Source organism: Burkholderia sp. S171 (assembly GCF_009766085.1).
Classification (GTDB): domain Bacteria; phylum Pseudomonadota; class Gammaproteobacteria; order Burkholderiales; family Burkholderiaceae; genus Caballeronia.
On the sequence record NZ_LMUF01000038.1, the window covers coordinates 229,322 to 253,357 of the forward strand.

General features: G+C 66.3%; 16 protein-coding genes and 1 pseudogene. 11 read left to right on the top strand and 6 right to left on the bottom strand.

The features are described 5' to 3' along the window. Positions 1–6: 6 nt before the first annotated feature. The gene (locus GSQ93_RS20455; RefSeq protein ID WP_254073957.1) at positions 7–1,962 is read right to left on the bottom strand and encodes a POTRA domain-containing protein; all 1,956 of its coding nucleotides are present in this window, start codon (positions 1,960–1,962) and stop codon (positions 7–9) included. A 4-nt stretch (positions 1,963–1,966) separates the two neighbouring features. Further along, positions 1,967–4,234 carry a CHAT domain-containing protein gene (locus GSQ93_RS20460; protein ID WP_254073958.1) on the bottom strand — a complete coding sequence of 756 codons (2,268 nt, stop codon included), beginning with the start codon at positions 4,232–4,234 and terminating at the stop codon, positions 1,967–1,969. Between the two features lie 270 nt (positions 4,235–4,504). Here GSQ93_RS20460 and tssJ point away from each other — a divergent pair, with 270 nt between their 5' ends. From tssJ to GSQ93_RS20500, 8 genes are all read left to right on the top strand, one after another. Further along, complete coding sequence (gene tssJ, locus GSQ93_RS20465; RefSeq protein WP_158937455.1) at positions 4,505–4,954, top strand: type VI secretion system lipoprotein TssJ; 450 nt, start codon at positions 4,505–4,507, stop codon at positions 4,952–4,954. Positions 4,955–5,143: 189 nt separating this feature from the next. Continuing rightward, positions 5,144–6,535: a type VI secretion system baseplate subunit TssK gene (gene tssK, locus GSQ93_RS20470; RefSeq protein WP_158937456.1), complete on the top strand. Its 1,392-nt coding sequence runs from the start codon at positions 5,144–5,146 to the stop codon at positions 6,533–6,535. A 43-nt stretch (positions 6,536–6,578) separates the two neighbouring features. Next, positions 6,579–8,030, top strand: a complete 1,452-nt coding sequence (gene icmH, locus GSQ93_RS20475; protein ID WP_158937457.1) for a type IVB secretion system protein IcmH/DotU — start codon at positions 6,579–6,581, stop codon at positions 8,028–8,030. A gap of 50 nt (positions 8,031–8,080) precedes the next feature. Beyond that, the gene (gene tssM / locus GSQ93_RS20480; RefSeq protein ID WP_254073959.1) at positions 8,081–11,791 is read left to right on the top strand and encodes a type VI secretion system membrane subunit TssM; all 3,711 of its coding nucleotides are present in this window, start codon (positions 8,081–8,083) and stop codon (positions 11,789–11,791) included. Then, a complete protein-coding gene (tagF, locus tag GSQ93_RS20485; RefSeq protein ID WP_254073960.1) occupies positions 11,773–12,495 on the top strand; it encodes a type VI secretion system-associated protein TagF in 723 nt (240 codons plus the stop codon). The genes tssM and tagF overlap by 19 nt, the downstream gene beginning before the upstream one ends. Further along, positions 12,492–14,342 carry a serine/threonine-protein kinase gene (locus GSQ93_RS20490; protein WP_158937458.1) on the top strand — a complete coding sequence of 617 codons (1,851 nt, stop codon included), beginning with the start codon at positions 12,492–12,494 and terminating at the stop codon, positions 14,340–14,342. Before tagF ends, GSQ93_RS20490 begins: the two co-directional genes overlap by 4 nt. A 35-nt stretch (positions 14,343–14,377) precedes the next feature. Then, positions 14,378–16,441 (top strand): MltA domain-containing protein, encoded by a 2,064-nt coding sequence (locus GSQ93_RS20495; protein WP_158937459.1) that lies wholly within the window; start codon positions 14,378–14,380, stop codon positions 16,439–16,441. Positions 16,442–16,767: 326 nt separating this feature from the next. Next, entirely contained in the window at positions 16,768–17,538 is a 771-nt protein-coding gene (locus GSQ93_RS20500) for a hypothetical protein (RefSeq protein ID WP_158937460.1), read from the top strand. 47 nt (positions 17,539–17,585) lie between these two features. Here the strand turns inward: GSQ93_RS20500 and GSQ93_RS20505 are convergent, their stop codons facing one another. Then, positions 17,586–18,644: a LuxR C-terminal-related transcriptional regulator gene (locus GSQ93_RS20505; RefSeq protein ID WP_254073961.1), complete on the bottom strand. Its 1,059-nt coding sequence runs from the start codon at positions 18,642–18,644 to the stop codon at positions 17,586–17,588. A gap of 458 nt (positions 18,645–19,102) precedes the next feature. Here GSQ93_RS20505 and GSQ93_RS20510 point away from each other — a divergent pair, with 458 nt between their 5' ends. Both GSQ93_RS20510 and GSQ93_RS20515 read left to right on the top strand, forming a co-directional pair. Next, positions 19,103–19,357, top strand: a complete 255-nt coding sequence (locus tag GSQ93_RS20510; protein WP_158937461.1) for a hypothetical protein — start codon at positions 19,103–19,105, stop codon at positions 19,355–19,357. A gap of 317 nt (positions 19,358–19,674) precedes the next feature. Next, a complete protein-coding gene (locus GSQ93_RS20515) occupies positions 19,675–19,935 on the top strand; it encodes a hypothetical protein (protein WP_158937462.1) in 261 nt (86 codons plus the stop codon). A 147-nt stretch (positions 19,936–20,082) separates the two neighbouring features. On the opposite strand, the gene GSQ93_RS20520 is transcribed toward GSQ93_RS20515, so the two are convergent. The 3 genes and pseudogenes from GSQ93_RS20520 to GSQ93_RS20530 all read right to left on the bottom strand — a co-directional run bounded on the left by GSQ93_RS20520 (position 20,083) and on the right by GSQ93_RS20530 (position 22,456). Next, positions 20,083–20,532, bottom strand: a complete 450-nt coding sequence (locus GSQ93_RS20520; RefSeq protein WP_158937463.1) for a thioesterase family protein — start codon at positions 20,530–20,532, stop codon at positions 20,083–20,085. A 536-nt stretch (positions 20,533–21,068) separates the two neighbouring features. After that, positions 21,069–21,248: pseudogene (locus GSQ93_RS38735) on the bottom strand (group II intron reverse transcriptase/maturase); the annotation flags it as partial. Between the two features lie 206 nt (positions 21,249–21,454). Then, on the bottom strand, positions 21,455–22,456 hold the full coding sequence (locus tag GSQ93_RS20530) for a DNA-binding protein (protein WP_158937464.1): 1,002 nt from the start codon (positions 22,454–22,456) through the stop codon (positions 21,455–21,457). 144 nt (positions 22,457–22,600) lie between these two features. Between GSQ93_RS20530 and GSQ93_RS20535 the strand changes: the two genes are divergently transcribed. Beyond that, positions 22,601–23,794, top strand: a complete 1,194-nt coding sequence (locus GSQ93_RS20535; protein ID WP_158937465.1) for a tyrosine-type recombinase/integrase — start codon at positions 22,601–22,603, stop codon at positions 23,792–23,794. Positions 23,795–24,036: the final 242 nt, after the last annotated feature.

A 24,036-nucleotide genomic window follows, 5' to 3' on the forward strand; every position in this document is an offset into this window, starting at 1 on the left:
TTCTCTTTAGAACGATTTGGTCAACTGCAAATAGAAACGCGGCACCTTGTCATCGCCGGTGCTGTCCTTCGTGCCGGTGCGCCAGGCGAGCGTGGCGTTGGCCGACACGCCCCACGGGCCGCTCCAGAAAGCGCCCATGCCAACGCCGCCGCGCGTCACGCGGTTATCCGGTGCGCCGCCGACCGGACGCGCGTTGTACCAGCCAATGCCGAAGTCGTAGAACGCCGAGAGCGTGAGGCTCGGCATCACGGCAAAACGCAGCTCGGCGGTGGCAATGAGCGCGTCGTCCACGACTGCTTCCGATGGCGAATAGGCGCGCACGGCGCGCGGTCCGCCGAGCGCCACGCGCGACGAGTTGTCAAGATTGCGGCCCGCCCATTGCCCCGAGACCCCGGTGAACACGCTCAGCCGGTTGGCGATGGCGTTGAGCCGGTTGGCGAACATCGTCGCGCGCAGGCTCGCGCCCTGCGTGTCGCGCCCGAACGGTCCCTGGTCGAAGGTGCGTTGCGGGTCCGAATCGATGTGAAGACTCGCTGCCGTCAGCTGGATCTCGGCGCTCGTGAAGCCGCCGCCGAAAAGCGCGTCGCGGCCTTCGTAGGTAAGCGCGCCGTTCGCGGCCCAGAGCGTCTGGCGGCTGTCCTGTCCGATCACGCCGATCCTGTCGACCAGGTGCCGGTACTCCACCGAGCCGCGCAGCAGCAGGTTGTGCTGGCGCGAGCGCACGAGCGGTTGCGACGCCGAGAAGGTCAGGATGTCGGCGTCGCCGGTTGCATCGAGTGCGGAGTACTGCTTGCCGAGGTAGTAGTACAGATGCGACGCCGCCACGCCGATGCGCGTGCCGTTCGCTCCGAGCGGCATGTCGTAGCCGACCCGCCCGTAGGCGGTATCGAAGCGTTCAGCGGCGAGCAGGTTGACGTCGAGGTTGTCGCCGATCATGAATGGCGAGTTCAGCCGCGCCACTGCGCCGATGCGTACCCGCCCCGCGCTCGACGTCCCGTAGTCGTCGCCGGTCAGCGCGAACTGCCACGGCCGCGCGGCTTCCACGTTGACGGTCAGGTCGACCGTGCCGGGCGCCTCGCCCGCCTCCAGCGACGAAGAGACGCGCACGCCCGGCAAGTCCGACAGCAGCAGCATGGCGCGCTCGATCGCGTGTTCCTGGAGCGGCGCGCCGGGCGTGATCGCCGCGAGCCGGGCGCGCACGGCGCTCTCGCGAATGCGCGCGGCGGGCGCCAGATTGATTTGCACGTGACCGATGCGGCCTTCGAGTACCGTGACCTGCACGTTGCCGTCGGTGACGTCCTGTGGCGGCACGACGGCTTGCGCAAGCAGATAACCGCGCTCGCGATACGACTGCGTGATGCGCGCGGCAACCGCCTGCAGATCGTCTAACGTCACCTGCTTGCCGATCCACGGTGACGCGAGCGGCAGCAGGTCGGCGGCGGACACGCTGTCGTTGCCCGCGAAGGTGATGCTTCGCAGTTCGAATGACTGGCCCGGCGCGCCTGGAGTGACTGCCTGCGCGGATGATCCGGGCTGGGCGGGCTGGGCCGGTCTGACGGCGGGCAGGCTCGCGTCGCCGTTGTCGGGGCTCGTCGCGCCAGGGTTCGGATTGGGCTGTGCTTGCTGGAGCAGCGTGCCGGCGTCGGGCGCACGTGGCAGGCCGCCCGGCAGCGCGGGCAGCGCGGGTAAATTCACGCCGGGCGGCGGCGTCTGCGCCTGCGCCTCGGTCTGAGCGAGCGGACTCATGCCGGCGGCGACCATCATGCCCGCCGCGAGCCGAAGCGCCGCGACCGGGCACGACGCGCGCCGCGCCGGTTGCTGCCCGCGTGCGCCGGCGGCCGGCGTGTCGCCGCATTCCGGTTTCACGACAATTACAATTGCCGCGGCTCCGCGGCGCCGTGCGCCATGCATCGCGCAAGCGGCGGCCCGCGCAAAAGGATTGGATTTTGGGGATGATTGCATCGTGTCACCGGGCGACCGTAAGCCGCCAGCCTCCCGTCAGGTCGAACGGCGCCCAGTAATACGGGCTTGCGAAGCGAGGATCGGCGAGCACGGCGAGCTGTGCATCGCGCATCGCGTCGATTGCTTCGTGGCCCGCGGTGAGCGAGCGATAGAACGTGCTCATGGTGAGTGCGCTCGCTTCGTCGTCGACCATCCACATCGAGACGATCACGCTCGATGCACCCGCATAGAAGAACGCGCGGGTCAGGCCCTCGATCTCGTTGCCAAGGCCAAGACGCCCGAGCGCCGTATCGCAGGCGGACAGCGTGACGAGACCGACGTCGTCGAGCCGCAGCTTGTAGATGTCGCGCGCACTGAGCTTGTCCGGTCCGATGGGCGGATGCTCCGGCGGCGCAAGCTTGATGTTCGAGTAAAGCGGATCGACAGAATCCGCCTCCGCGTGGGCGGCGACATGCAGCACACGGCCGTTGGGCGCGCTGTCGTAGAAGTGGGCGCGCGTGGCGTCGTCGCGCAGCCACGCGGTGCTCTGGCTGAAATAGGGCGTGATGACCCGCACTTCCCGCTCGGCGGCCGGCAGATCCCATCTGTCGGAAAAATGCGGATTGCCGAACGCGACGAGGTGGCTGCCAAGCGTGCGCTCCCGTGTGACGAGCTGCACCGCGACGCTCGCGGAAGGCGCGAGCGCAAGCGCGTGACGCTGGATCAGATAGCCTTGGTCATTGCGCAGCGCCTGGAACGGCATGTAGTACAGCACACCGTGCGGCACGAGGATGAGCCGGTCGTGCTCGCGCAGCCCGAGCGGCTCGATCAGCAGCTTGTCGAGCCGCGCGCCATACGCCCGTGCGATCGCCTGCTGGTCGAGGATCGCAGCCCGGAACGCGTCCACCGCGCTGCCCAGGTCGCGCCGCTCGATCGGCAGCACATGCGTGGTGAGCCCGTCGCGGCGCACGACGAACGCGATCATGCGGTGCGGCAACGCGTGGTATTCAACCATCGTTTCGTCGTCGCGCAGCGTGTTGCGCACCTGGGCGAGCGTGAGCGCGTCGCCGTTGAGCTGGCGCGGGTTCACTCCGGCGTCCACGCGGCTGCGCACCGTGTCGAGCAACGCGCGCGCCCGGCTCTGCTCCGAGAGCGCCCACGCATGTTCGTCATCCTGATCATCCATGGCAAGGCCGATCGCCAGATCGAACACACCCTGCACGTCTGCGAACAGGCCGGTCTTGAACTCGTCGCTGCGAAAGCGCGCGCGCATGGCTTCCGAATCCGCGATCGCAGCGGCGAGCGCGGCGCGGGCCTGCCTGGCGTCGCCGAGCGCGAGCCACGCGCGGGCCATGCCTTCGTGCGCCCAGAGATCGTCGTAGTCCGCGTCCTCGGCATGCTCCGCGCCTGGCTTCACCAGGCTGGCGGAGAACACATCGAGCGCCTTTTGCGGCTCGTGTTCGGCGAGCAGCAGATTGCCTTCGATACGACGAAAGAACGGTTCGAGCGATGGCGCCGGCGCCCCGCCCGATGCGGCAAGATTGGCGCGCGCGCCGGTGGTGTCGCCCGCTGCAATCTGGGCGCTTGCAAGCGAGGCCAGCACGAGCGGCCGGTAGCGCGGCGAGGCCGTCTCGAGCGCCGCGCGATACGCATCGATCGCCGCGTTTGCGTCGCCCTCGCGCAGCACGACGTCGCCGAGCACCTTATGCGCCGGCGCATAGACCTGCGCCGGATCTTTCGGCTTGCCATCGAGCGCCTTTTGCGCGTAGACCCGCGCATCGCGCAGATCGCCGGCGTAGCTGTAGGCAATCGACAGATCGCGAAAGGCAAGCGCCTGCAGGTTCCCGTTATCGGATTGTTGCGCGAGCACCAGAATGCGCGACGCCGCCTCGATGCTCAGCCTGAAATCGCCACGCTCGGCCGCCGCCACCGCCATGCTGCAGTAAGCGTAGCCGTCGAGCTTCACACGATCGCGGGTGAGCAGCAGCCGGCCGTCGGCGGTCAGCGCGCGCACGCTTTCCGTATCGCTCTGGCGGGCTTGCTCGATGCGATCGGATGCCGCCGGTGCAGCGGGCGCGGCGGGCGCGGCGGGCACAGGGGGCGTTTGGGCGGCGGCGCAGTTCCACGATGCGGCAGCGCCCAGCAGGCTCAGTGCGCTGAATGCGCTCATCAGCCCGCTTTTTAGCCCACTCATTAGCCGACTCTCCAGCGCTTTCGCGCGCCGGCGCCGCAAGTCGGGAATGACAGCGCGGCCGCTGCCACCGGGATGTTCGAAGCACGCTTTGGTCTTCACCGTGTTCTCCGCTCACTCGTCCAGGGGAAACGCCGGTGATTGCATCCGGCGTCGAGACTACTGCGGCAAGACGAATCGTTCGGGGCGCTTTTAAAACGAAGTGCGCGCACTTCGTTTAACCGAAGCGCGCGGCAAGCGTTCGCGCGTCTTGCGTCGACTCAGCGGGGGACCGAGATGGCGATATCTTTTTTAAAAGACGCGCGCGGCGCGGCGCTTTCAAGGCCGCGAGGCGAGTCTCGTCTCGCGTCACGGGTTGCGACGCGGATGCTCATGCCCCTGTTCGCGCTCATGCTCGTGCTCACGGTTTTACCCGGCTGCAAGTCCGCCGACTCGCGGCCGACCGTGCTCAAGCTGACGCTTTCCGCATCGGCAACCATGAATCGCGACGCAAGCGGACGGCCCTCGCCCGTCGCGGTGCGCATCTACGAGCTGAAATCGTCCGGCACCATCGATACCGTCGACTTCTTCACGCTGCAGGCGAAAGATCAGGCCACGCTCGGCACCGACCTCAACACCCGACGCGACTACATGCTGCGTCCCGGCGATGTGCTCAAGCTTGAACAGACCTTGCAACCCGACACGCGTTACGTGGCGCTTGTCGCCGCTTATCGGGACATCGAGCGCTCGCGCTGGCGCGCGGTGCATCCGGTGGCGCTGCACAAGACGACCGCGTTCGGACTGCGCATCGACGATCTCGACGTGACCATCGGGCCGCCATGACGCGAACTGGCGGTGCGTTTCGATCCAGATCGAGCCGGACGGACGATGTTGTTGCAAACCCGCGCCGCTCTTTCGTTTACCGCATGAATTTAGCGATTGAATTTAGCGATTTAGCCGCGCGTCGCGCGGCAGCACCCGCGGTGCACAAAGCAACGAGCCGCAATCCAGACAAGGCAAGGAGGCGTACTCATGACCTGGCACCAACGCGTCATCTGGTCCGAAGGGCTGTTTCTCCAGCCGCATCACCTTCAGCAGCAGGATCGCTTTATCGAGCATCAGTTGCGCTCGCATGCCCGCGCGTCCGAGGCGTGGATGTGGGGCACCCTGTCGCTCGCGCTCGATCCGCTCGCGCTGGAGCTCGGCAAGATCGCGCTGGTCGCCGCCGAAGGACACCTGCCCGACGGCACGCATTTCTCTTTTCCCGACGATGCACCCGCCCCCACGCCGCTCGATATTCCGCCGGATACGCGTGGCGAAACCGTGCTGCTGGGCGTGCCGATGGCGCGTCCGGGCGCGAAGGAATTCGACATCGGCCAGCGCCTGGCCGATGCGCCGGAAATCACATTCGGCGCGATCGACGGGAATGGCTACGCGAACGGCCAGCCGCACGGCCTGCGCTATTGCATGAGCGAAGCGGAAGTGACCGACAACGTCGCGGGTTCGAACCAGGTCGCCCAGATGCAGACCGCGGCGCCGAACCTGCGTCTCATGCTCGAACGCGATGCCACCGCCGCCTACGCCACGATCGGCGTGGCGCGCGTGCTCGAGCGCGGCGCCGACGGACGCGTGACGCTTGATCCGGGCTTCATTCCGCCGTCGCTCGATGTCGGCCGGCAAGCCGCGCTCGCGGGATGGCTGCGCGAACTGTGCGCGCTGTTGCGGGCGCAAGGCAATCTGCTCGCGCTGCGCTTTACGGAGGCGCGCGGCGGCGGTGTCGCGGAGATCGTCGACGTCATGTTGCTGATGCTCGTGAATCGGCACGAAGCACGTGCCGAGCATCTGCAGGAGATGCCGGTCCTGCATCCCGAGCAGCTTTTCGAAGCGATGCGCGAGCTGGCCGGGGAACTCGCCACCTTTGAATCCCAGCGCCGCCCGGCGAAGCGTGTGGCGTATCGTCACGACGCGCTTGCGGACTGCTTCGGCATGCTGATGAATATGATCCGCGGTGCATCCGCCTGGCGCATCCAGCGCGCGGCGCAGCCCATCGAGATTGTCGAGACCGCGCCGGGCCAGCGTCAGGCGACCCTGCACGACCCCGAGCTGCTCAAGCGCGCGCGCATTGTGTTCGCCGCGCGGGCGCAAATGTCCTCCGAAGCCCTGCGCGTGCGTTTTGCGGCACAGGCGAAGGTCGCGCCCTCGCAGCGGATCCAGGAGATCGTCACGCTTGCGTTGCCGGGCATCACGCTGCGGGCGTTGTCAACGGTGCCGCCGCAGATTCCTGTGCACGCCGGTTTCGACTATTTCGAACTGGAACCGGGTGGCGATCTGTGGCGGCAGCTCCAGGAAAGCGGTCAGCTCGCCATGCGGGTGCTCGGCGACTTTCCCGCTCTGGAAGTCGAATGCTGGGCGGTGCGGCTCTGAGCGCCGCTTTCTGTCAGTCAGGATTCCCCTATAAAGGCTTTCCATGATGCACGATGAAAATTTCATCGCTCCGGCCCATCCTGAGCACACCATCGTCAAGCCGAATCCGTCGAGCCGGCTCCACGCGGGCACGCGGCCTTCACCGGAAACACTCGCGGCGAACGGCGGCGCGGGCGGGAGCAAGCCACCGTGCGCCTCCGGTGTCGCCGATTTCTCGCACGACCCGCACGACCACTTCAATGATTTCGACGGTATCGGCCGACGCGAACCGGCCTTCACCGCAGGTCTCGACTTCGATGAGCTGTTCCGCTCGGGCGGCGCGCTCAATCCGCTCGTGCAGGCCTGCGCGCCGCTCATGCAGGCCGCCGCGCAACTGCGCCTGTGCACGCGCTGCCCCGATCCCGCCGCGCTCAGGGACACGCTCGCGCGCGCGGTGCGCCGTTTCGAGAGCGAAGCGCGTGCGCGCGGCATCACGCACGAAGCGGTGCTGGCGGCACGCTACATCGTCTGCACGCTGATCGATGAATCGGCATGCAGCACGCCGTGGGGCGCGACCGCGTGGCCGCAATACAGTCTGCTCGTGATGTTCCACAACGAGGCGCGCGGCGGCAGCAAGGTGTTCCAGTTGCTCACCTGTTTTGCGGAAGATCCGGCGCGCCATATCGACCTGCTCGAACTCGTCGCGCTCACGCTTGCGCTCGGTTTCGAGGGCCAGTACCGGGTACACGCGAACGGCCAGCACGCCCTGGATGCGCTGCGCCGCCGTCTCTCCGACCTGATCCGCAAGCAGCGCGGCGTGCCGCATGCCGAGCTTGCGCCGCATTGGCGGCCGGCAAGCGCGCCGCCGCGCCGCGTCAGCGACGTGGTGCCGTCGTGGCTCGTCGCGGCGGCCATGGCGCTCGCGCTCGCGGCGGTGTTCGTCGGCTTCGATGTATCGATCAACCGCGCGTCGGATCCGGTGTTCGCCCATATCGCCGCCATTCGTTCGCTGAACGCGCCCGGCGAACCCAGTGAACCCGCGACCGGCGCCGCGCCGTTCGCGCACGCGGCGCCCGCCGCCGGCGCCGCGCGCCTGGCCGGCCTGCTCGCGCCGGACATTGCCGCGGGGCACATCAGCATCGCGTCGCGGCCGGGCCGCTCTGTCATCACGCTCGCCGGCGACGCGGACTTCGCGCCCGGCAGCGCCACGCTCGACCCGTCCGCCGAGGCGCTGGTGGGCCGCATCGGCGAGGCGCTCAAGGTGTTGCCCGGCAAGATCCTGGTCGGCGGGCATACCGACAGCATCGCCATCCATTCGGCCCGCTACGCGTCGAACTGGCAGCTCTCGCGCGAGCGCGCGGAACGCGTGCGCGCGGTCATCGTCACGACGCTCGATGCGGCCCGCGTCGAGGCGCAAGGTTTTGGCGCGACCGAACCCGTCACCGGCAACGACACGCCCGCCGGACGCGCCCGCAACCGTCGCGTCGAGATCACGCTGTTCGCGCAGCCGGGCTGAGCGCACCGGCCGGCGCCCGCACCGTTCGCACCGATATCAGGAGAATCACCGTGCTCAAGAAGATCGCATCGATCCTGTTTCATCCGCTGTTGCTGATCGCGCTCGCGCTCGGCATGACCGGCGCGCTGATCTGGTGGATCGGCCCGCTCATCGCGATCGGCGCGCCCGATCCGTACCGTCCGCTGGACAGCGAACGGGCACGAGGCATCACGATCGGCGTGCTTGTGCTGGTGGTGGTGTTGCGCGGGCTCTGGCTGGTCGCGCGCGCGATCTGGCGCAATCATGTGCTGGCGGCCGGACTCGTCGGACGAGCCGCGCACGAAGCGCCGCAGGCGCACGCCGAGCCTGAGCCGGGCGCGGAAGAGATTGTGGAACTGGGGCGGCGTTTCGACCGCGCGGTCGCGGCGCTGCGCGAAGCCCGCGTGAACGCGGCGGGCGGCCGGCCCGGGTGGCGCGACTGGCTTTCGATGTCCGGGCGGCAGTATCTTTACCGGTTGCCGTGGTATGTGCTGATCGGCGCGCCGGGCTCGGGCAAGACCACCGTGCTCGAATACTCGGGCCTGCAGTTTCCGCTTGCTGACACGCTCACTGACAAGCTCGCAGACACGCGCCGTCCGGCGCCGGCCGCGCCGGGGGGCGGCTGGCATGCGAGCCGTATCGACGGAATCGGCGGAACGCGCCATTGCGACTGGTGGTTCACCGACCGCGCCGTGCTGATCGACACCGCCGGCCGCTATACGACGCAGGAAAGCGACCGGCGCGCCGACGCCGCCGCATGGCACGGGTTCCTGTCGCTGCTCAGGCGCACGCGTCCGCGCGAGCCGATCAACGGCGTGCTGCTCGCCGTGAGCGTGGCCGAATTGCTGGAGGCGGACGACGCGCAGCGCGCGCTCACCGCCGCCGCGCTGCGCGCACGCATCCACGAACTGTGCGCGCATTTGCGCACGCGTTTTCCGGTGTACGTGCTCGTCACCAAGGCGGACCTGCTGCCGGGTTTCACCGAGTTCTTCGCCGACCTCGACAGCGACGCCCGCGCGCAGGTGTTCGGCTTCACGCTTCCGCTTGAACACGCCACACCCGCCGCCGCACCTGCGCCGCAGCAAAACCTTGCGGCGCAGGTGCGTCAGGAGCTGGAAGCACTCGACGCTCGCCTGGTCGCGCGCGTGCTGGCGCGTACGGATCAGGAGCCGAATGTTGCGGCGCGCGCCGCGATCATCGGTTTTCCTCAGCAGTTCGCGGCGTTCCGGCCGCTGCTCGAAACCTTCCTCGCCGATGTCTTCATCCAATCCCCGGCGCGCGACGCGGCGTTCATGCGCGGCGTCTATATCACGAGCGGCACGCAGCGAGGCGCACCGATCGACCGCGTGCTCGCCACGCTCAAGGACGCGCTGCGGCTGGAACGCGCCGCGCCACGGCCGCTCAGGACCGCCGCGCGCAGCTTCTTCGTGCGTCGCATGCTGACCGAGGTCGTGTTCGCGGAGCAAGGTCTCGCGGGCAGCAATCTTCAATGGATGCGCCGGCGCCATCTCCTGCGCCTGGCCGGCCTCGCCGCGATGGGACTCGCCGCCGCGCTCGCGGTGAGCCTGTGGAGCGTGAGCTATCTGCGCAACCGCACCTATGTTGCCGCCGTCGACCAGGCCGCGCATACGCTCGGCGCGCAGGCCGCGGCGCTCGGCAACAGCAACGGCAACGTCAGCGACGCCGCGCATCTGACGCGTGCCCTGACGCTGCTTTCGGTCGCGCGCGCGCTCGCCTCGGCGCCGCCCATCGACGCCGCGCATGCGCCGTTGACGATGCAATGGGGCGTATGGCAGGGAGCCAAGCTCGATGACGCGGCTCAAGCGACCTATGCGAGCCTGCTCGACGGCTGGCTGCTGCCGTACCTGTCAGCACGTGCGGAAGTAAACTTGCGCGAGGCCGCGCGCGGCACGTCCGCGCAAGCCTACGACGCGCTGAAGACCTATGTATCGCTCTTCGAGACGCAGCATCAGGACAGCGCGGCGCTGCGCACCTGGCTGCTCGCCGACGCGAACCGCTTGCCCGGCGCGCAGCCGGGCGGTACGGATCGCCAGGCGCTCGGCAAGCACGTCGATGCCCTGTTCGAACACGGCGCTGTCCACTCGAGCCGGCCGTTCGACGCACCCCTCGTCGCGGCGACACGCGCGCGGCTGCTGCGCGTGGCGCTCGACCAGCAGGTGTACGAGCGCATCAGAACCGCCGGCGTGGACAACGGCTGCACGCCGTTCACGATCGCGCGCGCGGGTGGCCCGAATGCGCCGCTGGTCTTCGAGCGCGTGAATGGCGCACCGCTCACCGAGGGCGTGCCGGGCCTATATACCCGGGAGTGTTTTTACGGCCCCTTCCTCGGCGCGATCGACAAATATGCGAAAGACGTGCACGACGAGGCGTCATGGGTGCTCGGACCGGGCGCGTCGGGTCCGGACAGCGCACCCGAGGCACTGAAGACAGGTGTGCGGCGCCTCTATGCGCAGGACTACATCCGCGAGTGGGAGAACTATCTCGGCAGCATTCGCCTCGTACCGGTGCAGGACCTCGCGCAAAGCGCGCAGCGGGCGCGCTTGCTGGCGGCGCCGGACTCGCCGCTGCTCGCTTTCGTGCGTGAGGCGGCGCGCGAAACCGCGCTGTCGGACGCGCCCAAGGGTGCGCCCTCGCTCACCGAGCGGGCCGGCCAGACCTTTCACGCCATCGGCAACACCGTGCAGCAGCACTTGGGGGGAGCGGCGGCATCGGAGGCGTCGGTGGCATCCGCGCCCGGTCCGGAACAAGACGTCGACACTCGTTTCTACCGTCTGCATGCCCTCGTCGATGCGTCCGCGCCCGGCCAACCTGCGCCGATCGTCGCCGCGATGGCGCTGCTCAACGAGGTCTACGTCTATTTGAGCGCGCTCGACGGCGCCATGCAGCAGAAAGTCGCGCCACCCAGCTCGGACGTGCTCGCGCGGCTGGGCGCGCTCGCCGGGCAATTGCCCGAGCCGCTCCGCACGCTACTCATCCAGCTCGGGCAGAGCGGCGCGCAGCGCGCGCAGGAGACGAAGCGCGGCATTGCATCGAACGATCTCAGGTCGCTCACGGCATGGTGCAAGCGGGTCGTCGACGGGCGCTATCCGTTCGATCCGTCCGCGCGCGCCGAGGTGCCGCCGCAGGATTTCGACACGCTCTTCGCGCCCAACGGCAGGCTTGACACGTTCTTCCAGAAGAGCCTTGCCGCCGATGTCGATACCTCGGCGCATCCATGGGCCTACAAGAAGGTCGACGGCAGCGCGAGCGCGGCGAACGCCGCGGGGCTCGCCGATTTCGAGCGCGCCGCGACCATCCGCGCGGTGTTTTTCGCGGCGGGCAGCCCGACATCCGTGCTGTCCCTGAGCTTCAAGCCCGTCGAGATGGACCCGTCGATTCTGCAGTTCACGCTCGACATCGACGGGCAGCTCGTCAGCTACGCGCACGGCCCGCAACTCGCGACTCCCGTGCAGTGGCCCGCCGCGCACGGCGCCTCGCGTGTCAGCGTGCAGCTCACGCCGGCGCCCGGCAGCGATGCCGGCCCGCTCTCCTATGACGGACCCTGGGCGCTCTTTCGCATGCTCGATCGCATGAAGATCGAACCCACCGCGCAGCCGGAGCGTTTTTTCGCGACCTTCGACGTCGAAGGGCGGCAGGTGCGCCTGGAAGTGTCAGCGGCCAGCGTGCAGAGCCCGTTCGGTCTCGCGGAGTTGCGCGCGTTCCGATGCCCGGAGGGACTATGAGTTCGCTCGATCCGGCCGGCGCACCCGAAGCGGGCGAGCCGCGCGCGCCCGGCTGGTACGGCAAGCTGCCCGCGCTCGGCGACTTTGCGTCGCGCCGGCTGCCGGCGCGATTTGTCGCGTCGTGGGACCGCTGGCTCGCGCAGGGTCTGGCGTCGAGCCGGGAGCGCCTCGGCGACGCCTGGCTCGACGCTTATCTGACGAGTCCGGTATGGCGCTTCTTCCTGATGCCGGGCGCGCTCGCATCCGCAGATAAAGACAGCGAGGCGTGCTGGAGCGGTGTGGTCATGCCGTCGGTGGACAGCGTGGGACGCTATTTCCCGCTCACCATCGCCGCGCCGTTCCAGGCCGCGCCCGTGCGCAGCGACGCGCTCGCCGACCTGTGGCGCTGGCTCGGCGAGATCGAACGGATCGCGCTCGCGGTGCTGCGCTTCGATCAGCCGGTGGCATGGCTCGAAGCACAACTGGCGCTGCGTCCGCCACCTGATGGCCGGCCGGCGCACGGCTCGCTGTATCGTGGCGCGCTGCTTGACGAGCTCAGCATCTGGGCAGCGCTCGCACCCGGCGCGGACTCGCGTCCTGACTTGCTCCCTGACTCGGCTCCTGACCTGCTCCCCGGCCCCGCCGCCGCGCATGCGCTGTGGGTGGCGCCCGGCCTGCCGGACGCCGAGCTTTTCGTCGCCATGCTCACGGACGGACGGCCATGAATTCCGATGCTTACGACAAGACGATCATCGTCTCCTCGCCGGGTCGGGGTAACGGCGCACTGCCGCCAGCGAGACCGCCCACGGCGCGCGCGGCCTCGCACCCCGGCAGCTCGGGCAACGCGTTGACGCCCGGCACGCGGCTCGCCGAATTCGAGATCGTTTCGCTGATCGGCGAAGGCGGCTTCGGCATCGTCTATCTCGCGCGTGATATCTCGCTGCATCGCAATGTCGCGATCAAGGAGTACATGCCCGCGATGCTCGCCTCGCGCATCGGCATGACGAACGTCGAAGTGAAATCCGAGCGGCACGCGGACGCGTTCGACATGGGGCTGAAAAGCTTCATCAACGAGGCGCGTCTGCTGGCGCACTTCGACCATCCGTCGCTCGTGAAGGTCTTCCGTTTCTGGGAAGGTCACGGCACGGCCTACATGGCGATGCCCTACTACGAAGGCGCGACCCTGCTCGATACCCTGCGCGCCATGCGCGAGCCGCCCGGCGAAGCGTGGCTGCGCGCCGTGCTCGAACCGCTCGTCGATGCGATCGGCGCGCTTCATCGGGAACATTGCTGGCATCGCGACATCGCCCCGGACAACGTCATGCTGCTTGCTGGCAGCGGCCGGCCCGTGCTGCTCGATTTCGGCTCCGCGCGGCGCGTGATCGGCGACATGACGCAAGCGCTCACCGCTTTCCTGAAGCCGGGTTATGCGCCTATCGAACAGTACGCCGAAGTACCTTCGCTGCGACAAGGGCCGTGGAGCGACGTCTACGCGCTCGGCGCGCTCGGTTATTTCGCCATCCTCGGCAAGACGCCGCCGCCGGCCGTGGCCCGGATCGTCGAGGACGGCTTCGTGCCGCTCGCGCGAGCCGCGCCATCCGGCTATTCGGCCGCGCTCCTCAGAACCTTCGACGAAGCGCTGGTGCTGTGGCCGGCCGAGCGCACGCGCAGTATCGAGGCGTTCGCGGCCAACCTGGACGCGGGAGACGGCGCGGCGCGTGGGGAGCGTGGGGAGCGAAAGCGGCGAGCGGACAAAGCGATGGGAAAAGTAGCGGACACATCGCACGGCATCTCAACGATGCGTCTCCTCGCGCGTCCGCGTACCGCGATTGCGCTGGCGGCCGTGGCGCTCACGGGGGCGTTGCTGGTCGGGCCAAACCCGGTGGAGCGCGGGGGCGCACCGCCCGATACGATCGTCGAGCCGGCCCGATCGAATGCGGCGCCGCTGAGTCCATCGGCACCGGCCGTGCAGCATGAAGCGCATGAAGCGCACGAAGCGCATGAACCGCATGAATCGCACGAACCAGCCGTGCATCAAACGCCGCCGGTTCGCTGGACGCCGCTCGCCGAACTCGAGCGCATAGCGCTGCACGCCGATGCATCGATACGCGTTCGCGCCGACCCGCCGTCCACGCGTGCCATCGCCGATCGGGACCGGCTTCAGCTTACGCTCACGAGTTCGCAGGACGGCTACGTCTATCTCTTTCTCGTCGATGCAAACGGCAAGTACCAGATGCTCTTTCCGAACGAGATCGACCAGGACAACGCAATCGCGGCGGGTCGCCCGCTCGTGTTGCCCAAGCCGCGATGGGCGACCGTCATTGGCGAGCCGTTCGGTGACCTGCACGTCTTCGTGCTGGTGTCGCGCTCGCGGCGCGCGTTCGACACCTCGCTGCTCACACAGGATTCGGTGTTCGGCGTATTCGACCCGGCACGCGCGCCGGCCACGCTGTCGGCCGATTCGGCATCGCCCTATGCGGGGCGGCCGGAGTGTGGCAAGCAAGAGCCGTCCTGTCCCGATGAATACGGTGTCGCGCACTTCAAAATCGACGTCGTCCGCTCGTCCAGATGATCGTGAGCCGCCTTTTTTTCCGCAACGAGGACACGATGAAGACGATGAACTCCCAATCAGGTTCGCAGCCGGTCTTCCGCCTGCCGCTCGCGTGCGCGAGCCTGAGTTTAGGTTTGGCGATGTGCACGGCGCTCGCCGGTTGCGCGATACAGCAGGACGCCACGCGTGTCTCATCCGCAAGCCCCAGTGCATCGCCGTTGCCCGTCGCGGCATCGACCGCATCGACCGCGCCCGCTGCGGCGGGGCCTGCAACACGCGCCATGACCGATGCCGCATCGTCCGCATCGTCAATATCACCCGCTCCGACGCGCTCCGCGGCTGCAGCGCCGCCCGCGCGCGCACGAACCGCCACCCCGGTTGCCACGCAACACGCCGTCTACACGCCGGTCGGTTTCGCCGAGCTGCCGGGCTGGAGCAGCGATCGCCTCGATCAATCGTGGCAGGCGTTCCTGCGCAGTTGCCACGTGCTGGGAAGCCGCCCGGCGTGGGCATCGACTTGCGCGGACGCCGCGAATGTCGATGCCGCCGACGATGCCGCAATCCGCGCATTCTATGAACGGCACTTCGTCGTGTATCGGGTGGAGAGCACGAGAGGCGAACAGGGCGGCCTGCTCACCGGCTACTTCGAGCCGGTCGTGCACGGCAGCCGCAGCTATGGCGGGCGCTTCGTGTACCCGGTGTATGGCGTGCCGCGCGACATGCTTTATCTCGACGCGCACCGCGTACCGCCGAACGCGCTCGGCACGCTGACGGTCGCGCGCATCGTGGGCCGCCAGGTGGTTCCGTTGGCCCAGGTGTCAACCGGCTCGATGTCCGGCGTGTTCGCACTCGATCTCACTGGCGCAGTGCCTGACCTGCGCGACAAGAAAATCCGCATGCGCCTTTCAGGGCGACGAATCGTGCCGTACTACACGCGTGCCGAGATCGAGCAGCGCGGCTTGCAGGCCGATGTCATCGCCTACGTGGAAAATCCGGCGCAGCTCTATACGATCCAGATGCAGGGCTCGGGCAAGATCGTCCTGCAGGACGAGTCGGTCGTGCGCGTCGCTTATGCTGACCAGAACGGACATCCGTTCAGCCCGTCGGTCGTTGCGGCGGGCGCGCGCAGCGTACAACACCTCGTCCTGCGCGGCATGGAAGTCGATGTGGCGGAAGACGACGCGGACGCAAGCGCAACCGCGCCAACCGCTGGCGTTGGAACGCCGGCGAATATGCCGGCGAATATGCAAGCAAGCGCGCCATCGATGGCGACGCGAGAGCCGCTTGCCAGCAGCATGGCGGACGCGCGCGACGCCGCGGCGCCGGGCAGCGCCCCCGTCCTGCTGGCGGGCGCGGTGGAAGAAGACCAGCGCTCCGGCGCCGGCGTGCCCGCCGCGAGTGCGCGCACCGGCGGCCAGTCACGCAGCGTTTACCTGCTCGCAGACCTTCAGCCGGCGGGCGGCGCGGGTTCCACGCGGGCACGCCAGCCGGCATCCGGCGGCCGCACGAACCTGGGCGCGGTGGCGCTGCCCGGCGCTGCGGATTCCGACGGCGATGGCGGCGTCGTGAAGGCCCACCGTGTGAGCGTGCATCGTCCGGCGTCCGGCGCAAGCGCCGCTGCCGAGTTGTCCCCGGCAGCGCCTTTCGCCGCCCCGGCCCGCCTTTTCGCGACCTCCGACCCGAGCTACGTGTTTTTCAAGCCGATTCGCGACAACACCGACGGCCCGCTCGGCGCGCTCGGCGTGCCGCTTTCCGCTGGCCGCTCGATCGCCGTCGATCCGCGCACCACCCCGCTCGGCGCGCCCGTGTACCTGTCCGCGCGCACCGGGGCGACGGGTGGGCTCAAAGGCTTGTTCATCGCGCAGGACACGGGCGGCGCGATCAGCGGCGCGCAGCGCGCAGACCTCTATTCCGGGTCGGGCATGGACGCCGAAAGGGCCGCCAGCACGCTCAAGGCGCCGGCGCGGCTATGGGTGCTGCTGCCGGCGGGCCTGAACCTGGCCTCGCACGGCAGCGGCCTGCGCACCACGCGCGGCGGCGAGTCCGGTGGTAACTCTGGTGGTAACTCCGACTGCCTCGTGGACGACGGTTTCTGCGTCGACTACGACAGTACTCCATGACCCGCGGCGATTCGCGCGCGCCCTCACGAGTGCGCGCGACATCGCCTTCTACGACTTTCGATGTAGACCCTCTGGCCGATTTTGCGGCGCTCCCCGCATCCGTACCTTTGAAACGCCGGCTCACCACAACGGCATGCAATGCCGAAGCCCCGAGCCGTTTCCGTTCGCCAGCGATACGCCGGCAGCGTTTCAGACTCGTCAGGAGAGGCCATGACCGCGCAAACTTCCACCCGGGCGCCATCCGCGTCGCCCGTAGCCGTTGATGCACCCTACGTTGATGCACCCTACGTTCAGCGTGCAGGCGCACGGTTCTCCGGAGCGGCATCATGGACGCGCTGATCCACCGCGAGTCCGCCGCTTTCGTGCTGGATGCGGCCACGCTGATCGACCTCTGGCATCGCCGCACGGCACTGAGCGAGTTGGAGACCTGCCAGATCTACAAGATGGTCTGCCATGCGCTCAGGGCCTACTACCCGTCCGAATTGCGCGGACTGGCGGAAGACAAGGAAGAACTGATTGCCCAGTTCTTTTATTCGCGGGTGCTGCGCATTGACCTGGAACACCGCGCGTCGCATGCCTCCGCGGACAGTGCGCCCTCCACCGCCTACGCGCTGTGCGCGTACTTCCGCCGGTTCCTGATCGATTGCCTGCGCAGCGCGAGCGTGCAGCGCAACGTGTCGATAGAAATGGACGGCGTGCAGGCCGAAGTGGATTCGCGCTGCCATGCGCCGGGCGATCCGGTTGCCGCCACGCTCTCCGAGCATGGCCTGAGCGAAGCGCGCGTGCGCGAGCTCGCCCATGCGTTTGTCGCCGCGCTCGATGCGCCGGACCGCATCATCTTCGCCGGCAGCCTGGGAGCGGCGCAAAATCATCCGGGCGGACTTAAAGCGGTCGCCGACGCCAACGATGTGCCGTCCTATCACTATCGCGCGCGCAAGCTGGGCGTCACCACGAGGAAATCCACCACGCCCGATGAATTCGCGGCCACGCGAATCGGCCGCTGGATCACGGACACGCTCGGCATCGAGATCGCGGCCGAGAATCGCGACGCGATTCTGGTCGTGCTGAACCTGCTCGCGCTGGAAGCGCACGCGTGAACCGGCGGCGGGTGTGCGGGTGTGCGGGCGCCGCCCGCCATCAGCCATCAGCCGTGACGCAAGCTATCGGCCTGCAGGCGCCGTACGATGAGCTGCAGCAGGTGCAGCGCAAATTCGGGTTCCTGATAGTAGAGACGGACAGCATCGGCGGCGGACACGACGCGCATCTCGCACACGGAGCGGCAAACCGCCGTGCAAGTGCGCCGGTGCTCTGGCGAGAACAGCCCAATCTCGCCAAGCACCGTGCCCGCTCCCAGCTCGATGCCGAACTCGCGCAGTTCCACGGTGCCTTTTTCGACGTAAAACAGCGCGCCGCTTGGATCGCCCTTGCGGAACAGGACCTCATTCGCGCGGAAATGCCGCGCGTCCATGTTCGCGAGCAGCCGGCCAATGGGCACATGACCGTTGAGCGCTACGCTCGCCTGGGTGTCGCGCACTTTCGCGATGCGGGCCGCGGCTGCGCTCGCCTCGCCCCGGCTCGATACATTGAGCGCTTTGAAGATGGTCGTGAGGTGGGTCTTGACGGTGGCCTCGGCCACATCCAGTTCACGCGCGATTACCTTGTTCGAGCGGCCGCGGGCAAGCAACGCGAGCACTTCGATCTGTCGCGCAGTGAGATGCAGGTTTCCATTGGATTGCTCGGCTTTGCGCGCCGCGCGCGTATCGTCCGCGTCCGAATCCATCGCGAGCAGCGGTCGAGGCAGATACACGCCGCCCGCAAGCGCGATACGCACCGCCCCGAACAGCACGTCGGCGGATGCGGATTTCTCGACGCAACCCGCCATGCCCGCCACGATCAGTTCTTCGACTTGCTGGCGCCGCGCACGGTCGACCAGCACGATGACCGGTGTGAGCCGCGCATGCTCGCGCGCGGTATCGAGTTCACTGCCCGGCTCGCGCAGGCTGTCGCCGTCGAGCACGATGCAATCGGGCTTGTCCGCCTCGGGCCCGGATCGCTCCAGACTGTTGCGGACCGTCACGTGCGCGTCGGGCACGACGTCGCGCAGCAGGGCCGCGACGCCTTCGAGAAAGAGCCCCGCTGGTCCGGTGAGCAAGATGTTCATGGAATTGCAGGCCTCGGCCGGGTTGATGAGAGGCGCCGGCACATGATCCTTCCAGGGGCCGTCGATTCTCGGACAGGCGCGCGCCACGCCCTCGCGTTCAAAACCGGGTGCTTTGGGCAGCCGGGCGCAAGCTCATATCTGTCGATGCTACTGCACGTTGGAAAGACCTGCTTTGCAGGGTCGATTTCGTTCGGCTGCTGCGCGCGCCAAGCCGCTTCATTTTTCATTTGCGCCGCGGCTCGCTCGTCTTCCTTGTGCGCAGTCTCTCTGCGCAACAGCGCCATTGCGTCATTCGCGATTCCACAGCATGAGTCGCTCAGACGCCGACGCATATCGGGCGGCCTCCCGACTTGCACCATTCATCCTGCATGGAATCCGATCGGACTACTCACGTGCAGCCGGTCACGATTCCACGCATCATCAAACGGTCGAGCGCTTGCTGTTCCAGACGGCTGCCGGCAAACGGCAGTCACCCACGTTATCTCGTAAGGAGAATTGCCATGAGCAACAAACTGCTTCTGCTCGCGTCGGTCCTGAGCGTGCTCTCGATGAGCGTCGCGCAGGCCCAGGAAGCGCCCGACGGCGCCAACATGACCGCTTCGCAAAACGGCGCGGCCACGACGCCGCCGCCTGACTCGAACAGCTACGGCGGGGCCACGAATCAGAGCGCTGCGGGGTCGACGGCGAAGGACGCCTATGGGAAGCAGGCCGACTGCGCGCCCCGAACCTTCTGCGATATCTACAAGGGCCAGTGAACGCCGCCTGACTGGATTGCGCGACGGCCTCTCCGCGGCGGCCTCTCCCGGCATCCGCGCGGGATGCGAGAGGCCGCGCGAACAGGCAAAGGTCACGGTCCGGATTGCGTCTACGACTTTCGATGTAGGGCCTTCGAACGATAGGCCCCGCGCCGCCAAAGATCTATCTTCCACTCGTCAGGCCGGGTCATTCGTTCGAGCTTCCACGATGTGCCGGACCGACCTTCTGGAGCGATGTTCGCCAGGAGCCGAAACATCACGAAGCGTTTTCCGGGAATCGTCGATTCCACTTCCCGGCGGCGCAGGGAGAGCGACTCATGAAAGCCGAACGCGAGTTCTCACTCCGTGCCCAGGTAGAGAAATGGCTGATGCCGCGTCTCGATACCTCGGTCCACGTCACACTGATCCGGTACACAGGGTCATCACGGGTTCGTTCCGCGCGCGTGGAATCGTGCGATGGTGCGGATTCGCATGTGTTGTTCTTCTTCCAGAACGCCGAGGGGCACTGGAGTATCTTCCCGCCCCGATCCGATCGTCCGATGATGGGAATGAATGCTTTTGCACCTTTGAATCATTGAATCGATGGCCTGCGAAGCTGCTTATTCAAATTGCAGCGCGATCGTATAACCCGCAGAGGTCTCAAAAGCGAAGGTGTCTCACCCCTCGATTACGTTGCCAGGCGCCATTTTTTCGGGTGTTTCATGGATCTGATCGAGGGTGCCCGCTCAAGCTTTCTCGCTGCAAAAGCGCAGCATGCTTTCCCGCAAGTCGTCCGGCACCGGAATGGATTGACCGGTGTCGAAGGAGAAAAGCACCAGGGTCTGCTCAATCCGAGCACGCACCTTTTCTCCTGCCGAAGCAGCCAGGTTCAAGTCTATGGAATGCCCGCCGATCTTTCTTACCAGCAATGAAAACTCGAGCGTCTCACCGAGCCGGCTCGGCGCAAGAAACTGAGCTCGAATATCTACCGTAGGCGCGCCAAACCTTTTTTCCACGATGAGGTCGGCGAATTTCAGCTGAAGTCCGTTGTAAAACCAGTCTTCAATCACTTCGTGAAAAAGCACGAAGTATTGTGGGTAGAAGACGATTCCCGCCGGATCGCAATGCTGGAATCGAATTAACTTGCTTACATGGAATATGTCGCTCATTCCCAAGCCCTCGGCTTCAAAGTTCAATTGAGCTCAGCGCTTCATCACCCTTGATGATAGTCGGAACAGCGCTTACGTGGCTTTGCCCGGCGAAGACGAAGGACGCTTGTGCAGCGCAATGGTGACAATCAAACCAGCGGCGCTTGCATTTTGTCGAGACCTGTCGTGCGATAGCCACTCATCGCTTTTGCCTAAGGCACGACGTTGGCCCCGTATGGTCCCGTTGCAGGGATTGGATTTGACGACCAAACGAACGCGTAAGCGGGAGTTCCTCGACGAGATGAACCGAGTGGTTTCGTGGGTCGAACTGGTGGCGCTGATATTGACGCATGCACCGGAAGGCAAGCGAGGGCGACTTCATTGCGATTCGTGTTGATCGTCACCATTGCCTCTTGAACGAAAAGGTTGTGGCGCACTGTAACGCAAAAGGGGCCAGTGTCGGAATCGCAGTGCTTACAACCAGTAAGCACTGCCTTCACGCGCCGGCTTACAACGAGCACGACCGGGCCCAACTGAAGGCATTTCACCACCGAGAGTCCGAGAGCACGCGCAGTCCGATGACATTCCGGATGCAACATGACCAAGTTTCGGTTCGTGTCCTTACCGCCATCGATCGTTCGTTCCACGTGGTAGAGACGCCAACCACTGGTTTTCGTGATCATCTGCCGACAGACCGGACACGACCGTCGCCGGTCAAGCCATAACCGGATCAACCGCACCCAACCTTTGAGCGAGTCCAGCATCGCGAATCCCAACCGCCATGCTTCGACGATCAAACGCGACAAGACAAAAACGAACTTTACCGCCAACTACATGCCGCTTAACGCGCGGCTGACGGCGACACGTGTCGCACCATAGTTTGGAATATGGACCGTTAAACTTCGGCTTTTGGCCCGGTTTATAGCGCTTTCCAATGTTCACCAAGGGCCTCTGAAAATAGCGCGGTGACTCAGGATCTTGGCGTCCGCGGCACCTTGCGCTTGGCCACGGGTTTCGTCGGTGGCGTCTGTCGCCGTGTGTCGGCGCTCGCCCGCGACAGCGACAGTTGCTTGTGTGTGCGTGCCAGTTCGTCGGCGTCCCGCGCGTGCGCTACTTGAACCGACGCGAGATTGCCCTCCAGGACACCCACCTGCTGGCGTAGATCGCCAAGTTGCACGTGGAGCGCCTGGAGCTCGGCGCGATACCGGGCGTCGCCCTGCTCTCGTTTGCGCACGGCAGCGTCCAGTTCCTTCTGTAAGCGTGCGGCCGCCTGCCGCTCGCGGTCGATTTCCAGCAGGGCCCGGGTTTCGGCGGCTTTGAGCCGCTCCTGCGCCAACTTGCCGTCGGCACGCAGCTTGTCCAGTTCCGAGGCGAAGTCCCGCTGCGCGGTCACGAGCGCGCGCTGCAACTGCCGCTCGCCTTCTTGCGCGGCTCGTAGCTGATCCTGCAGCGTTGACGTCGCGGCCATGGAGATGGCCAGCGCCTGGTCCAGTTCGGTGATGCGGGTCTGCGCTGCGTCCAGCGCGGTCGCACTGCCTGTCAGCTCCTGACGCAACCGGTCGCGCTCGGCCTCGGCCCGAATCTGTCTCGCCTGCGCCTCCGCGACCGATCGTTGCGCCTCGAGCTGCGCGGCGGCTAGCTGGTCCTGGGCCATGTCGACCGCCCGCGTCCAGAGCGCGACCGCCAGTTCCCCGGTCGCGGACTGTAGTTCCGCGGGGAGGTCGGGGTGCTCGATGCGCACCCGGCTCTTTTCCCGCAGGGTGATCCAGAAGCGCGCCAGCGCCTCGGCCGGCGCGCTCATGCTGCCCTTCTTCACCAGTTGATAGAGCCGGTTCGCGGTGGGCGTGATGCCGTGCCTAAAAAACAGCAGCACGCAGACCTCGCGATACAGCTCCTGCGTGCGCGGAAACTGCGCGCGCAACTGGTCGATTTCCGCGTGCAGTTGGGGCTCCAGAGCGGGCGAAGCTTCCATGGCGAGCAATCTCGGGGAGTTAATTGATGGATAATATAACGTATAACGTTGATTATCATGAAATCGGATATTGAATTTAGACATTATGACTATAATGTCGAGTAAAATGACGCATTGTGTGAATTGCGCGCTCCTAGCCCAAACATGCCGCTTCCTGAGCCCCTCTTAGTGTCCGACGGCGTCCTTGTGCCGCTCGAGCAGTTATCTCTATCGTCCGAACTAGACGGTGGCCATGGAGCGAACCGCGCACTCGGTACCCGTCCTCAAATCGCGGCGCAAAATGACGTCGACGCGATCAGGGCGTGGCTCGCGCGCTTCATCGATACGAAGGCGACGTTCGACACCTACCGCAAGGAGTCCGAACGCCTGCTGCTGTGGTCAACCACCGAACTGCGCAAGCCGCTCTCCTCACTCACGCACGAAGACCTGCTCCTCTACCGGCGGTTTCTGGCGGACCCGCAGCCAGCGCAACGCTGGGTCATGACCGGTCGCAAAGTGGCTCGCGTGGACCCATTCTGGCGGCCGTTCGCGGGACCGCTCTCCCCCAGCAGCGAGCGACAAGCGTTTGTCATTCTGAATACCCTTTTCGCGTGGCTGGTCAACGCGGGTTACCTGGCCGGCAATCCGCTGTCCCTATCGCGTCAGCGAGCACGCAAGGCTAAGCCGCGCGTGACACGCTTCCTCGAAGACGATCTCTGGCAGGCCGTCAAAACCTCAATCGAGGCGATGCCCCGTGATACCGCACGGGAGCAGGAGCACTACGCACGCGTGCGCTGGCTGATCTCGATCCTGTATCTGATGGGTCTGCGCATCTCGGAAGTCGTGAACAATCCGATGGGGGGCTTTTTTAGACGGCGCGATCGCGAAGGCCTAGACCGATGGTGGCTGACGATCACCGGCAAGGGCGACAAGGAACGCTTGCTGCCGGCAACGACCGAACTGATGGCGGAACTCGCACGCTATCGACAACACTACGGGCTGGCTTCCCTGCCCTATGGCGGCGAAACCACACCGTTGCTGCTACCGATCGGAGGCATACAACGGACGATGACACGCGGCGCAGTGCACCTGATCATCAAACAGGTGTTCGACAATGCGATCGGACACCTGCAATCGACGGGAGAAACGCATGAGCGCGCAGCAGAACGTCTGCGCCGGGCATCTGCCCATTGGCTGCGGCACACCACAGGCTCTCGCATGATGGATGGCCAAGTCGATCTGCGATACGTCCGGGATAATTTGGGACACGAATCGATCTCGACCACTAGCCAGTACTTGCACGCGGACGACGACGATCGGCACCGTGCAACAGAGGCCGGACTCAGACTTAACTGGTAGTAAGGTGACTACGTGTCGCATCCCGTCAATCGCGCGTACGACAACCTCAGCCTAAGTAGGCCAAATAAAATGGTCGGCCCGCGCGTTTTAGAAACAGCCAAAAGCAATTGCCGCTTGCTGAGCGACCCGCTCATCACGAGCTGAGCACGGAACATTGATGGCGTCTAATGTGAACGTCGTCGATTCGGTATTTGGCTAGCCGCGTTCGCCACTAACATCGCGACATTGATGTTTCCCAATCG

What these genes read in the sequence shown, in the direction of transcription:
- GSQ93_RS20455 (WP_254073957.1), bottom strand. Translation starts at nt 1,962, where the DNA reads ATGCAATCATCCCCAAAATCCAATCCTTTTGCGCGGGCCGCCGCTTGC.
- tssJ (WP_158937455.1), top strand. Translation starts at nt 4,505, where the DNA reads ATGCCCCTGTTCGCGCTCATGCTCGTGCTCACGGTTTTACCCGGCTGC.
- tssK (WP_158937456.1), top strand. Translation starts at nt 5,144, where the DNA reads ATGACCTGGCACCAACGCGTCATCTGGTCCGAAGGGCTGTTTCTCCAG.
- icmH (WP_158937457.1), top strand. Translation starts at nt 6,579, where the DNA reads ATGATGCACGATGAAAATTTCATCGCTCCGGCCCATCCTGAGCACACC.
- tagF (WP_254073960.1), top strand. Translation starts at nt 11,773, where the DNA reads ATGCCCGGAGGGACTATGAGTTCGCTCGATCCGGCCGGCGCACCCGAA.
- GSQ93_RS20490 (WP_158937458.1), top strand. Translation starts at nt 12,492, where the DNA reads ATGAATTCCGATGCTTACGACAAGACGATCATCGTCTCCTCGCCGGGT.
- GSQ93_RS20495 (WP_158937459.1), top strand. Translation starts at nt 14,378, where the DNA reads ATGAAGACGATGAACTCCCAATCAGGTTCGCAGCCGGTCTTCCGCCTG.
- GSQ93_RS20500 (WP_158937460.1), top strand. Translation starts at nt 16,768, where the DNA reads ATGGACGCGCTGATCCACCGCGAGTCCGCCGCTTTCGTGCTGGATGCG.
- GSQ93_RS20510 (WP_158937461.1), top strand. Translation starts at nt 19,103, where the DNA reads ATGAGCAACAAACTGCTTCTGCTCGCGTCGGTCCTGAGCGTGCTCTCG.
- GSQ93_RS20515 (WP_158937462.1), top strand. Translation starts at nt 19,675, where the DNA reads ATGAAAGCCGAACGCGAGTTCTCACTCCGTGCCCAGGTAGAGAAATGG.
- GSQ93_RS20530 (WP_158937464.1), bottom strand. Translation starts at nt 22,456, where the DNA reads ATGGAAGCTTCGCCCGCTCTGGAGCCCCAACTGCACGCGGAAATCGAC.
- GSQ93_RS20535 (WP_158937465.1), top strand. Translation starts at nt 22,601, where the DNA reads ATGCCGCTTCCTGAGCCCCTCTTAGTGTCCGACGGCGTCCTTGTGCCG.